Here is a 13,746-nt window from a genome sequence, read left to right on the forward strand (position 1 = left end):
CCCTGCCGGTGCGACAGGGGTACTGCTGCGGCTGCCACGACGTCGGCTTCGCGGCTGCCTGGGGCGGTGGTCTTTGTCAGGACAAAGGAACAGGTCCTGGGGTGTGCGGGAGGAGGGCTGCGCAGTGCCCGTGGCGCGGGTGCGCCGAGTGGTCAGTCGCGCCGTCCCGCGTGTGCGGAGGCCCGCGACAGTGCGACTGCCGCGTGGGCGAGGAGGCCGAGGGCCGCGGCTCCGCAGGCGAGGGCGGGTACGGCTCCGGCGCCCCACTCGCGGACGGCGGCCCTGACGGGCTCGGCCAGAGCGTCGCAGCCGGGCAGCCGTCCCGCCAGCAGGCTGCCCAGGGCGGCGGCTTCGGCCAGGCAGGCGGCGGTGAGCCCCGCTGCTCCCGCTTCGGGCAGGCCGTGCACGGCGAGCAGTCTGGCCAGGAAGAGCAGCGCTCCGACCGCGAGCGCGGACACGGCGAACGTCCCGCCGAACCCGAGCCGCGCGGCCCCGTACAGCAGCACCGTCAGGGCGATGGCGTACAGCCCGAACACGCCGAACAGCAACGGCCGTACGGCTGCCCCGAAGTCCTCCGTGCCGCGGCTCACGCGCAGCCTGCGGTGCGCCTGTACCGTCAGCAGCCGCGCGCACCAGGCGGCGGGCGCGAGAGCCGCGGCGAGTCCGACGAGGGTGGCCGGGGACGGCGCCCACAGGGGGCCTTCGCCGAGCAGCCGCATCAGCACGCCGTCGCCGAGGGCCGCGTACAGCAGCAGCCAGCCGGTGCGTGTCCACGGGGCGTATCCGTCGGCGCGCAGCGGTCCGCGGCGCAGGCACAGTGCGACGGCGACGAGGGTGGCGAGCACTCCGACGGCGACGGCCACGGCGCGGGCCCCGCCCGTCGTGCGGTCGGCGCCGAGCAGGGTGAGGGCGCACAGGGCTCCCGGCAGGAGCGCGTACGCCGCCCAGGCGGTCGGCAACGAGGCGTCGTGCGCCCTGGGTTCCGGGGCGTGCGCCGACGCGTCCTCCTCGTCGGTGCGTGGCACGCGCGCGTAGAGCTCCTCGGCGAGGGAGAAGACGTCCCGGTGCCGGAAGCGGGCGGCGGTGCGGTCGGTGACGCCGTGCGCTTCGAGTCCGGCGGCGATCTCCAGGGGGTCGACGGCCCGTTCGCACAGTTCGCGGTGCCGGTGCATGAGGGCCTTGACCGGGTCGGCGGGCCCGCGGCGGGCGGTGCCTGTCCTGCGGCTGCTGCTGTACGACACCGAGGCCGGGGACACCGAGGCCGGGGCCGATACCGCCACCGAGGCCGGGGACACCGACGCCGACACCGAGGCCTGGGCCGCGGTCGGCGCCTGGCCCGAGGTCGGCGCCTGGGAGGTCGGCGCCGTCCGCACCGGCACCACGGCCCGTACCGCGGTCGTGTCCGTGCCGTGGGCCGGGGTCTCCGCCATGCCCGTCGGGTCTGCCGTCTGCGTGGTCATGGGCGTGCCTCCCGTAGAGCGTCGGTGTCGTCGGCGGGCATACGGGCCTCCAGGTCGGAGACGCGCCACTCCAGGCCGGTCATCCGCTCGCCCAGGTCGGTCACCTGGTCCGCGAGCAAGTGGTCGGGCTCGTACTCGACGAGGACGGCGAGGGCGCCCTGCGACTCGGCGGACCGGTGCTGCCCGGTCCCGCTCCCGGTCCCTCCGCTCTCGTACGAGGCCCAGCTCGGCACCCGTCCGACGGCGGCCGGAACAACCGGAAGAGACGCAACAACCGGAGCGGCCGAGACAGCCGGAACAGCGCCATCGCCACCAGCACCAGCACCAGCACCAGCACCAGCACCAGCCACAATCGCCCCAGCCGGAACCTCAGGAGTCACTTCCACCCCCGCGCCCCCACCCGTCCAAGCCCCCGGCACATACGCCTCCGCCGGGAATGCGAACGGCAGCGGGTCCGTGTCCAGCGCCTCGCGCCGCACCGGGCAGTGCGACACCATCTCCAGGTAAATGCCGCGAAATGCCGCGAGGTTCTGCTCGACGGTGAAGAGTTCGAGCGCCCGCGCACGCCCCGCCGCCCCCAGCCGCACCCTGCGCTCCGGGTCGCGCAGCAGGGCCAGGCAGGCGTCGGCGAAGGCGCGCGGGTTGCGCGGCGGCACCACCAGGCCCGTACCGCCGATGACTTCGACGACGGCGCCGACGTCCGTGGAGACCGTCGCCCGGCCGCAGAACATGGCCTCGACGAGGCTGAGCGGGAAGCCCTCGACCACGCTCGACAGCACCACCACCGAGCCGGCCGCATAGGCGTCGGCCAGCTCCGGAGCCTCGGGGCCGCCGATCTCCTCGAAGAGGACGGGGCTCTCGCCCACCGCGTGGGCGTCGGCGGCCTCGTCGGGGAAGAGCTGGGAGGCCAGCGCCCGGCAGTGTGCGAGGTACGCGCGGGAGGACTCGTCCGTGACGGGTGCGGCGATGATCCTGAGCCGGGTGTCGGGTTCGGCCCTGCGCACCGCCGCGAAGGCGTGCAGCAGGCCGACGAGGTCCTTGGTGGGTTCGATCCGCCCCACCCACACCAGGGTGCTGTCCGCGCCCGCTCCGCAGGAGCCTCTCTCGCCCGCCTCCCCGACCGCCGCGAACCGCTCCGATTCCATCCCCGGGTACACGGTGCGCTGCTTGGCCCGGTCGGCGCCGCAGCGCTCCTGCCAGCGCCGTGCGTGCGCGTTGCCGGGGGTGAGTACGGCTGCCTGCTCGTACACCTCGGCGGCGAGGAGCCCCTGGAAGGCGGCGAGGAGGGTCCGTACGGACGCGCTCAACTCGGCCTCCTGGGCGGCCAGGTAGTGCGCCCGCAGCTGTACGCCGTACTCGGTGACCAGCAGCGGTACGCCGAAGAAGCGCTTGGCCAGCAGCCCCGGCAGCGCCGCCGCACCGCCCGACGCGGCGTGGCACAGGTCGACGGCGCCGAGACCGCCCTCCCCCGCGTCGTACCAGTCGAGCGAGAGCGGGCGCAGGGCGCGCTCCAGGAGGTCGGCGAAGACCAGGTAGTCGGGCACCTTCGCGGTCTGCACCACACGGGGCGCGCCCGGCGCACGGCAGGCGCTCTCCAGCGCGCGCACGGCGCGTTCGGAGCGCAGGGCGGTGTGCAGTCCGCCCTTCTCGCGGGCGAGTTCGGCCAGTCCGTAGAGGCCGGTGCAGAAACGCTCCGCCGCCGGTGGCGCACCGGCCGTCTCCCCCGCGCAGACCGCCGAGAGCAGTTCCCCGAAGTGCGTGTCGAAGCGACGCCGTTCGCGCCGGCCGTACGAGCGTCCGCCGAGCCGTCCGTGGGAGGTCCTGAAGTCCGTCTCCGAGGCCCACAGCGGGGCCGTCCTGACCCGGTGGACCTGGGGCGGCAGTTCGAGCCAGCCCTGCTCCTCCTGGTCCGCGCTGCGACTCAGGGCGTAGATGTCGAACTCGTGCCGCGCGAGCCCGCGCACAAGCCGGTCGCACCAGAACCTGGTTTCACCGGTCGCATACGGGTAGCCACCCTCGGTAAGCAGTCCGATCCGCACGTGTACACCCCCGATCTCCCGTGTGGGCAGCCGCCGTTGGTCCGGCGACTCGCAGCGGGACCGACCGTATGCGGACATGCCGGTGGCGCGACGGACGGTTGTCCATCGCACCACCGGAAGGGGTGAACAGTCGTAACTTTCACGCGCGGGCCGCGTTCAGTCGCGCTAGAGAGGTGCGTGCAGGCGCGGCGTCAGGCCGCGACGAGATCCCCGCGGGCCGTCCTGCGCACTGCCGCGAGCACCGGATCGAGCGTCGGCACGGCCGCCAGGAGCTCCTTCGTGTACGTCTCGGTGGGCGCGCCGTAGACCTCGGCGACGGTCCCCTGCTCGACGATCCGGCCCTGCCTCATGACCGCGATCCGGTCGCTGACCTGCCGTACGACGGCCAGGTCGTGGGCGACGAAGACCAGCGCGAGTCCCAGGTCGCGCTGCAGCCGGCCGAGCAGTTCGATCACTTGGGCCTGGGTGGTGACGTCCAGCGCGGAGACGGGTTCGTCGCACACCACCAGCTTCGGCGACGGCGCGAGGGCGCGGGCGATGCCGACGCGCTGGCGCTGGCCGCCGCTGAACTCGTGCGGGTAGCGGTCGTAGCGGTCCGGGTCGAGCCCGACGCGCTCCAGCAGCTCCTGCACGCGTGCCCGCAGCACCTTCTCGTCGCGCTCCCCGGCCGCGCGCAGGGGGTCGGCGATCGACTCCCCTATGCTGCGGCGCGGATTGAGGGACGCGACGGGGTCCTGGAACACCATCTGCACGCCGTGCGCGTGCCGGCCTCCCGGTGCACCGGACACCCGCCCCGGGCCGATCTCCCTACCCCCGTAACGGAGTCGGCCCGAGGTGGGCTCCAGCAGACGCACGAGCATCCGCCCGAGCGTGGTCTTTCCGCTGCCGCTCTCGCCGACGATGCCCAGGGTCTCGCCCCGGTGCACGGTCAGCGACACGTCGTCGACGGCGGTGACGGCGCGCTTCCCGCGCCCGAACTCCCGCCGCAGCGCGACGGCTTCGAGCACCGGCTCGCCCTCAAAGAGGGCGTCGGGACGGCTCAGCGGGCCGTCGAGGCGCGGCACGGCCTCCAGAAGGGTCCTGGTGTACGCCTGCCGGGGCGCGGCCAGCACGTCGGCCACGGGGCCGCGTTCCACGGCCCGCCCGTCGCGCATCACGAGGACGTCGTCGACGCTCTCCGCGGCCACCCCCACGTCGTGGGTGACCAGGAGCAGCCCCATGCCCTCCTCGCGCCGCAGCGCGTGCAGCAGGTCGAGGATCTGGGCCTGCACCGTGACGTCGAGCGCGGTGGTGGGCTCGTCGGCGATCAGCAGCTTCGGCTCGCAGGCGAGCGCCATCGCGATGAGGGCCCGCTGCCGCATGCCGCCGCTGAACTCGTGCGGGCGCGACCGGGAGCGCCGCGGCGCGTCCGGGATGCCCACCCGGTCCAGCACGGTGACGGCGCGCGTGCGCGCGTCCCGCCGGGACACCTTGCGGTGCACGCGCAGGACTTCGGCGATCTGGTCGCCGACGGCGTAGTACGGGTCGAGGGAGGACAGCGGGTCCTGGAAGACCATGGCGGCCTTCGCGCCCCGCAGGGAACGGAGTTCGGCCTCCGATGCCGCGGCCACGTCCACTCCGGCGACCTTCACCGTGCCCTCGACCCGGGCGCCGGTCCCCCGGTGCAGTCCCAGCAGGGCGGACGCGGTGGCGCTCTTCCCCGATCCGGACTCGCCGACCAGGGCGAGCGCACCGCCCTCGGGCAGCGTGAAGGACAGGTCGCGTACGGCGGCGACGCCCTCACCGGGAGAGGACCCGCCGATGCCGGGGAAGGTGACCGAGAGTCCCTCCACCTCCACCACGAAGCCGCTCATGTCAGCACCACCCGTCGGTCGGCCACCGCGTACAGCGCGTCCGCGACGGCATTGGCCAGCACTACGAAGAACCCCGTCACCAGCACCATCCCGACGACCACCGGCAGATCGACGACCTTGACGGCCTCCACCAGCTCCCGCCCGAGCCCGGGCAGTCCGAACAGCGACTCGGTGAGCACAGCGCCGCCGAACATCGACCCGAAGTCGACCGCGCTGAGGGCGATCACGGGTGCGACGGCTCCGCGCAGGGCGTGCCGCCCCACGAGGGCGCGCTCACTCACTCCGTACGCGCGAAATGTCCTTACATGGTCGTCGGCCAGTGTCTCCAGCATGGAACTCCTGGTGAGCCGCGCGTATTTGGCGGACTCGATCAGTGCGAGGGAGAGCCACGGCAGCAGCAGGTTCCACGCCCACTGTTCCGGGTTCTCGCCGAAGGGCACGTACGTCGGGAAGGGCAGCCACTGGAGCGTCGAGCAGAACGCGATGACCAGCAGCAGTCCGATCACGAAGACCGGAGTGGCGGTCCCTGCGAGGGTCAGCCCGGTCAGCACCCGTTCCGTGAGACGCCCGCGCCGCCATACGGACAGCACGCCGGTGCCGACGCCGAGCAGCAGCCACATCACCAGCGCGCCGATCACCAGGGATCCGGTGACGGGCAGCTTGGTGAGGATCAGCTGGGTGACCTGCTGGTCGCTCTGGTACGAGATCCCCAGGCACGGTGCGTCGCAGTGCAGCACACCGGTGCCGGAGGAGTAGTCGCGGCCCGCGAAGATGCCCTGCACGAAGTGCGCGTACTGCATCCACAGCGGGTCTTCGAGCCGCAGCTGGTCACGCACCTGCGCCACTTGTACGGGCGAGCAGCGCGGCCCGCAGGCGATCTGCGCGACGTCGCCGGGAGCGACGTAGAAGACGAGGTACAGCAGGACGCTCAGCGCCGCCAGGACGAAGAGGGCCCCGCCGAGCCGGCGCAACAGGAAGCCGGTCACCGGGCACCGTCCTTGCGTCGCGGGAAGAGGCCGCCGAATCCGCGGCCCGAAAGGAAGCGGCGGCGCGACCCGCCCAGCCGCGACCGCGACCGCGGGTCGAGCGCCGTCCGTACGCCCTCCCCCAGCACTGTCATCGCCAGCACTGTGACGAACAGCAACAGTGCCGGTATCAACAGGTACGACGGCGCCGCCTGGTACCAGACGTCGGCGTCCGTGAGCATCTGTCCCCACGACGGCGTCGGCGGCTTGATGCCGACGCCCAGGAAGGACAGCGCGGCCTCGGCCACGATGTTCTGCGGCAGCAGCAGGGCGGAGTAGGTGATGACGGGGGCTGCCAGTGCCGGGAGCAGCTCGCGCCGCGCGATCCGCCACTTGCTCCAGCCGCTGAGCCGGGCCGCCGACACGTAGTCCAGCGACTTCAGCGTCAGGGTCTGCGCGCGCACGATCTTCGACGTACCCGCCCAGTTGATCAGGCCGACGACCAGCGCGATCAGCACCGGACGCGGGAACTGGGCCGGGACGATCGCGAGCAGCGCGAGGGCGATCACCATCAGCGGCATCGCCACGTTCACGTCGGTGATCCGGCTGAGCACCTGGTCGACGCGGCGGCTGCCGAGCCCGGCCGCGAGGCCGATGACGACGCCGAGGAAGACCTGGAGGACGGTCGCGAAGAGGGCGACCCCGAGCGACACCCGCGCCCCGTACACGACCCGGGCGAACAGGTCGCGGCCGGTCTGCGGCTCGACGCCGAGCCAGTGCTCGGCGCTGATCCCGCCGAAGGGGCCGAGCGGCGCACCGCCTGCGGCCGAGTCGACGAGCGCCGGGTGGAAGGAGTTCGGGTCCTGCCCCTCCAGGGCGGCGAGCAGCGGTGCGGCGAGCGCCACCAGCACCAGGAGGGCCACCACGCCCGCGGCGGCCATGGCGGCCCGCTGCGCACGCAGCCGCCGCCAGAACTGACGGGCCCCCGAGGCGGGGACGGCGGCGGTCGCCGTCCCCGCCTCCTGGGCCGTGACGGACAACAATGTTTCGCTCACGGCTACTTGACCGCGACCTGCGAGACGTCCAGCACACCGGTCCAGTCGCTGATCACGATGTTCTTCACGTCCTTGCCGTACAGCCGCTTGTAGACCGGGTGGAACAGCGGCACGGTCAGCGCCTGCTCACCGATCTTCTGGTCGAGCGCGCCCCACCTCGCGGCGGCGGCCGACAGATCGGTCAGCTTGTTGATCTCGTCGACCTCCTTGTTGACGGCCGGGTCGTCGAGCTGCGCGTAGTTGAAGTTGGTGCCGTCCTTGACGATCTGGCGGCCGTCGAAGAGCGGCGCGAGGAACGGACCGCCGGACGGCCAGTCGGCGCCCCAGTGCGCGAGGAAGAGGCCGGGCTGCTTCTTCACGCTGTGAATGGTGTCGTTGTAGTCGTTCTCCTCAAGTCCCTTGAGTTCCAGGGTGATCCCGGCCTTCTTCAGCGCGTCCTGAAGCGCGGTGGCGATCTCCGGGCTGGTCTCGCGGTCCTTGGCGTTGGAGTGCGTGAGGGTGACGGTCAGCCCCTTCTCGTGCCCCGCCTCTTTGAGGAGCTCCTTCGCCTTGGCGGCGTTGCCGGTGTCGCCCGCCGGGAAGTGGTCGTACTTCACGTGCCCGAAGGACTTCTGCGGCGGCAGGTTCGTCGTCGCGGGCAGTGCGAGGGAGGAGCCGCCGGCCGCGTTGATCACGGACGAGCGGTCGACCGCGTACGCGATGGCCTGGCGCACCTTGGGGTCGTCGAAGGGCTTCACCTTCGGGTTGAAGGCGAGGTAGTTGGTGTAGCCGAAGTGGCCGGTGCCGACGCGCGCGGCGAGGTTCTTGTCGCCTGCGACCTTGGCGAGCTCGGCGGGCCCGAGGTTGTTGTCGGTGGTCACGGCGGCGGAGTCGGTGCCCGCGCTCGCGGAAAGGCGCTGGTTGATGACCGCCGGGTCGAGCCCGGAGCGCACCTCGATCCGGTCCGGGTACGCCTTGCGCTCCTCGTCCGTCTTCGCGTCCCAGTGCTCGTTGCGCTCCAGGAGCAGCTTCTCGCCGTCGTTCTCGTTCTTGACGACCTTGTACGGGCCGGAGGAGACGGGGTGCTCCTCGTACTTGGTCCCGTTGTCCTTGGCCTTCGGTACGGGCGTGGTCTGGGTCTGCGTCGCCAGGAAGGGGAATTCGCCCTCCGGCTTGTTGAGGTGGAAGACGATCGTCCGCGCGTCCGGGACCTCGATCGAGTCGAGTCCCTTCTTCGTCTTGTACGGGCCTTCGTAGCCCGCGCCGCCTATCAGCCAGTCCCTCAGGTACGGGGCGCCGCCGGACAGTTCGGCCGCGAACGAACGCTCGATGCCGTACTTGATGTCGGCACTGGTGATCGGCGTGCCGTCCTCGTACTTCAGCCCCTCTTTGAGGGTGTACGTCCACACGGTGGCGTTCTTGCTGGGCCTGCCGAGGTCGGTCGCGAGGTCGGGGACGACCTTGGTGCCGTCGGCGCCGCTCTCCCGGTTGCGGGTGGTGAGCGTGCGGAAGACCAGGGACGGAACGTTTCCGCCGCCCGACGTGTAGAGGCGGGCCGGGTCGAAGTCGGTCTGCGGCTGCCGGTTGAGGATCTGGAGCGTGCCGCCCTTCTGCGGGGCACCGGCCTTGGCGCCCGCACCGCTCGCGGAGGCGGCGCCGTCGCCCTGCGGCCCGGCGCAGGCGGTGGCGGCGGTGGCGAGCGCGACACCGGCGGCGAGCACGGCCGCCCGGCGGGACATGACGGATCTGCGCATGACGAAAAGACCTCTCGGGTGTTCGGAAGAAGGAGCACGCGCAGGCGCTCGGAACCCGGAAGGGGGTCGCACGGAAAATGCCGCGCCTGCGGACGGAATGCAAGGGAAATGCATACGCCCGGGCGCGGCAGTGTCAGGGAAGAAAAGGAGAAGTCCGACGCGCACCTGGGCAGACGTCAGCTACAGAGAATGTCCGCGACGCAGTGCGCGGTCACACCGATCAGCGCGAGCTCAATGGCTGCGCGATCGGTGGCGGCTGCGTGACGGGGCGACATGCCGAGAAATATGAACGACCCCGCTCTTTATGTCAATCTCACTCTGAGACGGCGTCTCACATACCGGTCATATGCCGGTCACGCGCCCGCCGCTCGCCCACCGCTCCCCGGTCCGGAACCCCCGGGCCACCCGTCAATTCTCGGGATGCACCCACGGGTTGGGCCTGCACGTCTTCGCACCCGTCTGCAGCGTCTTGGTCTGCTGCATCATCACCGGGGCCAGTGCCCCGTCCTCGGCGCAGGGCTTGTGGTTGCGCCCGAGCCGGTGTCCAACCTCGTGGTTGATCAGCATCTGCCGGTACGGAAGGAGCAGCTTCAGCCCGAAGGTCGGCGCCCCGCCGGCCCAACGGTAGGCATTGATCATTACGCGCTCGGTGACCGCGGAATCGCAGGAGACATTCTGCGAGAGCGTCTCCAGCTCCGACTTCAGACACCAGATGTTGGTGGTGACCGGAGTGGCGAGCGTCACGACGAAATCCGGGTCACCGGTGGATATTCGCTCGAACGTCATTTCACCGTTGCCCGCCCAACTCCTTTTGTCGTTGAGGGTCTTCTGGATCGCTTCGGCGAAGAATTTCCCGTCGAGCCCGATGTTCTTCTCGACGTCCACCCGGTAGTGGTACTTCTTGCCCTTGCCCGGAGCCTTGTCCGTCCCCGGAACGGTGTCGAAGGTGTTCGGCCCGCTCTGGTCCGCGGCCATCGTCAGCTTCCGCGCCATGCGCTGTTCGAACGTCAGTGGGGCGACCGGGGCCCCTTCCCCGCTCCCTTGCGGTGTGGTCCGGTCCTCGTCGCGCGAGGCGCCGTCGGCGAGCGTGCGGTCTCCCGCGCTCGGGGCCGCCGAGTCCTTCGCCCCCGCACCGGAGTCCTGACCGGTCACCACGACCGCGAGCACGGCGGTCACTGCGGCGGCGGAGACCCCGGTGACGGTACGGGCCCGTCGCCGCCTGGCCCGACGAGCGGTGCCGTCGGAATCGGCGTCGCCCTCCCTGCCGCCCGTGCTGCCGCCTTCGCCGCCCTCGTGGAGCGCATCGGCCTCGTCCCAGTCGGTGACGGCCTCGTACGGATCACGCGCGGGCGTACGGGGCTGCGGGTGCGGCTGCGGCCCCTCGAACGCCTCCATGAACTCCCGCCGGGGCCCCGGAACCCGCGCCCCGCCGCCCAGCCCGACCGGCGGCCGGGACTGCGGCGGCGACTGCTGCGCCCCGGCGGCCTGCTGCCGTCCCGGCTGCGACGGCACGTACGCACCCGCCGTACGCGGCGCACCGACCCAGTCGCCGTACCGCCCGCCGCCCGTGTCGCCGACCTCGCCCGGCACACCGAACGCACCGGTGTCGCCCCAGCCGCCGCCCGGCTCACGCTGCTCCGGATGCCCGCCCCGCACCGGCTGCGCAGCCTGCGACGACTCCGGCGAATGCGGCGAATGCGTCGGCTGCGGTCCTCCCGCAAGGTGATGCGGCTGGAAACGCGGCATCGCCCCTGTGGCGCCCTGGTGGCGCGGCAGCTCGCCCGTGTCGCCCCGCCTGCGCCGGCCGTTCCCGGGCGCGACAGGCGCACCGGAGGCACCAGAACCACCTCTTGAGGTGTCGGTGCCCCCGCCTATGCCGGGGTTCTCGTCGGCACCCTTGGGTGCGGCGCCTCGACGGCTGTGACGTCCCACGCGGCGGATCAGCTCCTAGCTTCTGTCTGGGGCGTTTCGGTCCGGGGTGTTTCTGTCCGTACGAACCCCAGGAACGCCTCGGCGACCGCCTCGGGGTACTCCATCATGGCCACATGCCCGGCATCCGGAAGAGCCAGGAGCCGGGAATCGCGGAACGCCGCCGTCGCCTTGCGCGCCATGCGGAAGGACACCAGCTGGTCCCGCCCGCCGTACACCAGCAGCGTCGGCGCGAGCACCCGCTCCGCCTGCCGCCACAGTCCGTGCTGGCCACCCAGGGTGTACGCGTCGACGATGCCCCGCGCGGACCGGGTCATCGCGTCCCAGAAGTACGGCAGCCGAAGCCGCCGCTCCATCTCGTCGACGGCCGCCTGGAATCCCTCGGGCGTGACCCGCCCCGGATCCCCGTAACAGAGCCCCGTCACCCCGCGCGTGCGCTGTTCCGCCGTCCAGTCCCTGCTGAGCTTCGCGAACAGTCCGGCGACACCCGGCACCGCGAGCAGCGCCGTCGGCACCGCGGTCTTCTGCACCCGGAGCTCCGGCAGCGCGGGTGACACCAGCGTCAGGCTCCGCACCAGGTCGGGGCGTACGGCCGCAACACGCGTAGACACCGCTCCGCCCAACGAATTCCCGAAGAGGTGGACCGGCCCGCGCCGACGCGCGTCGAGGTAGCGGATCACGGCGCGCGCGTGCCCGGTGACCGAGTAATTGCCGTCCTCCGGCGGCGGGGAGTCGCCGAAGCCCGGAAGGTCGAGGGCCTCGCTGTCGACGACGCCGTCGAGGAGCGGCATCAGCGCCGACCAGTTCTGTGAGGAACCGCCGAGCCCGTGCACGTACAGCGCGGGCGGCAGCCCGGTGCGCACCGGGGGCCTGGACCGGACCGTCAGCGTCAGGCCCGGCAGGGAGACGGACCTCAGCTCCTCCCCCTCCGCGACTCTGACCGCACTGACCAGCGGCAACGGCGCGGAGACGGCACTGGCCCCAGTGCTGGATCCCGGGCTGGACCCCGTGCTGGATTCCGGCAGATCGGTCGAAGACATGGCGCCAATGTTACGAGACGATCACGCGGGGGCTCATGTGTTCGCGGTCACAGACCGCATGGCGTGCGCCCCCTCGTGCTCCTACGCTCGAAAAGGAAGGCGTGTCACGCGCACATGTCGTCGTGCATGCCGGAAAGGCGGATCCCATGTCCACTGTCGACCCGAGCGACCCGGAGACCTTCCAGACGGACCCCGAGGCGGACGACGCCGCGGCCCTTCCCGACGAGACCCCGGAGGCCGATGCGACCGAACAGCACACGGACGTGAGGCAGGAGCGGGACGACCCGCTGACCACCGTGGATCCCGACTTCGTGAACGAGGCGGACGCCACCGAGCAGTCCCGCGTGGTGACCCTGGACGAGGACGACTACCGCTGAGGAGGACGGCCCCCACCGCTCACCGGACGGCCGCCGACCGCACTCCGGGCAACCGTCCGGCGCTCCGACCACTCTTCACTCGGTGTCCGCTCCGTGAAATTCTGCGTCCGCACCGCGCACAGCCGGGTTACTCAAAAGTACGATGGCCGCTGCGGCGCACATCACACGGAACAGCCGTGCGGTGAGAGTCCGTGAACATGAAAGACATGGGAGGCGGCGTGACAGCCACCGAGCAGACAGAGGCGACGCGCCCGCGGGGCACCCGCCTGCCACGCCGAGCCCGACGCAACCAGCTCCTGGGCGCCGCCCAGGAGGTTTTCGTCGCACAGGGCTACCACGCGGCTGCGATGGACGACATCGCCGAGCGCGCCGGAGTCAGCAAGCCGGTGCTCTACCAGCACTTCCCCGGCAAGCTCGACCTCTACCTGGCCCTCCTGGACCAGCACTGCGAGTCGCTGCTCCAGGCGGTCCGCACCGCCCTGGCCTCGACCAGCGACAACAAGCTGCGCGTCGCCGCCACCATGGACGCCTACTTCGCGTACGTACAGGACGAGGGCGGCGCGTTCCGCCTCGTCTTCGAGTCCGACCTGACGAACGAGCCCGCGGTGCGCGAGCGCGTGGACCGGGTCTCGCTGCAGTGCGCGGAGGCGATCAGCGAGGTCATCGCCGAGGACACCGGCCTGTCCAAGGACGAGTCGATGCTGCTGGCCGTGGGCCTGGGCGGCGTCTCCCAGGTGGTGGCCCGCTACTGGCTCTCCAGCGGCAGCACCATTCCCCGGGACCAGGCGGTCCAGCTCCTCACCTCGCTGGCCTGGCGCGGCATCGCGGGATTCCCGCTGCACGCCACCGACCAGAACTGAGCAACCGCTGAAAATGTCATGGGGCGACTGCTCAAAAGCGTCGTGTTCGCTCCGGGCGTTCCCCGCGGGAGCCGATCACGTCCCCTCCCCGGGCTAATGTGGCGGGACGTACGGCGCGGGGCGACCGCGCCGACCCAGATCGTCGGAGGGACATAGCCGTGGAGGTCAAGATCGGCGTGCAGCACGCACCCCGGGAGATCGTTCTGGAGAGCGGGCAGTCCGCCGAGGAGGTCGAGCGCGCCGTGGCCGACGCGCTGGCCGGCAAGGCACAGCTGCTCAGCCTGAACGACGACAAGGGCCGCAAGGTCCTCGTGCCGGCGGACCGGATCGCCTACGTGGAGATCGGCGAGCCGACGCAGCGTCGGGTGGGCTTCGGCGCCCTCTAGTACGCGACAGCGCAGGAAAAGTACGGCCCGGCGGGTTCTCCCGCCGGGC

Annotated in this window: 12 protein-coding genes; 3 read left to right on the plus strand and 9 right to left on the minus strand. The window is 71.7% G+C overall.

The features are described from left to right. Positions 1 to 152 precede the first annotated feature (152 nt). The 9 genes from ACWGIG_RS12495 to ACWGIG_RS12535 form a co-directional block, all read right to left on the minus strand. Complete coding sequence (locus tag ACWGIG_RS12495) at positions 153 to 1,460, minus strand: hypothetical protein (RefSeq protein ID WP_453321521.1); 1,308 nt, start codon at positions 1,458 to 1,460, stop codon at positions 153 to 155. Further along, entirely contained in the window at positions 1,457 to 3,499 is a 2,043-nt protein-coding gene (locus tag ACWGIG_RS12500) for a DUF3492 domain-containing protein (RefSeq protein ID WP_453321522.1), read from the minus strand. Before ACWGIG_RS12500 ends, ACWGIG_RS12495 begins: the two co-directional genes overlap by 4 nt. A gap of 191 nt (positions 3,500 to 3,690) precedes the next feature. Further along, positions 3,691 to 5,352 carry a dipeptide ABC transporter ATP-binding protein gene (locus ACWGIG_RS12505; RefSeq protein ID WP_453321523.1) on the minus strand — a complete coding sequence of 554 codons (1,662 nt, stop codon included), beginning with the start codon at positions 5,350 to 5,352 and terminating at the stop codon, positions 3,691 to 3,693. Next, entirely contained in the window at positions 5,349 to 6,338 is a 990-nt protein-coding gene (locus ACWGIG_RS12510; RefSeq protein WP_453321524.1) for an ABC transporter permease, read from the minus strand. Before ACWGIG_RS12510 ends, ACWGIG_RS12505 begins: the two co-directional genes overlap by 4 nt. After that, a complete protein-coding gene (locus tag ACWGIG_RS12515) occupies positions 6,335 to 7,372 on the minus strand; it encodes an ABC transporter permease (protein WP_453321525.1) in 1,038 nt (345 codons plus the stop codon). The genes ACWGIG_RS12510 and ACWGIG_RS12515 overlap by 4 nt, the downstream gene beginning before the upstream one ends. Before the next feature lie 2 nt (positions 7,373 to 7,374). Beyond that, the gene (locus tag ACWGIG_RS12520; RefSeq protein ID WP_453321526.1) at positions 7,375 to 9,105 is read right to left on the minus strand and encodes an ABC transporter substrate-binding protein; all 1,731 of its coding nucleotides are present in this window, start codon (positions 9,103 to 9,105) and stop codon (positions 7,375 to 7,377) included. Between the two features lie 176 nt (positions 9,106 to 9,281). Next, a complete protein-coding gene (locus ACWGIG_RS12525; RefSeq protein WP_323188142.1) occupies positions 9,282 to 9,380 on the minus strand; it encodes an Ms4533A family Cys-rich leader peptide in 99 nt (32 codons plus the stop codon). 133 nt (positions 9,381 to 9,513) lie between these two features. Beyond that, positions 9,514 to 10,761, minus strand: a complete 1,248-nt coding sequence (locus ACWGIG_RS12530; RefSeq protein ID WP_453321527.1) for a DUF3152 domain-containing protein — start codon at positions 10,759 to 10,761, stop codon at positions 9,514 to 9,516. 284 nt (positions 10,762 to 11,045) lie between these two features. Further along, a complete protein-coding gene (locus ACWGIG_RS12535) occupies positions 11,046 to 12,074 on the minus strand; it encodes an alpha/beta fold hydrolase (protein ID WP_453321528.1) in 1,029 nt (342 codons plus the stop codon). A 146-nt stretch (positions 12,075 to 12,220) separates the two neighbouring features. Here ACWGIG_RS12535 and ACWGIG_RS12540 point away from each other — a divergent pair, with 146 nt between their 5' ends. From ACWGIG_RS12540 to ACWGIG_RS12550, 3 genes are all read left to right on the plus strand, one after another. Further along, positions 12,221 to 12,451: a hypothetical protein gene (locus ACWGIG_RS12540; RefSeq protein WP_453321529.1), complete on the plus strand. Its 231-nt coding sequence runs from the start codon at positions 12,221 to 12,223 to the stop codon at positions 12,449 to 12,451. Positions 12,452 to 12,669: 218 nt separating this feature from the next. Next, complete coding sequence (locus ACWGIG_RS12545) at positions 12,670 to 13,311, plus strand: TetR/AcrR family transcriptional regulator (RefSeq protein ID WP_453321530.1); 642 nt, start codon at positions 12,670 to 12,672, stop codon at positions 13,309 to 13,311. Between the two features lie 158 nt (positions 13,312 to 13,469). Beyond that, on the plus strand, positions 13,470 to 13,697 hold the full coding sequence (locus ACWGIG_RS12550; protein WP_389244036.1) for a DUF3107 domain-containing protein: 228 nt from the start codon (positions 13,470 to 13,472) through the stop codon (positions 13,695 to 13,697). Positions 13,698 to 13,746 lie beyond the last annotated feature (49 nt).

It is taken from the genome of Streptomyces sp. NPDC054863 (assembly GCF_053610825.1).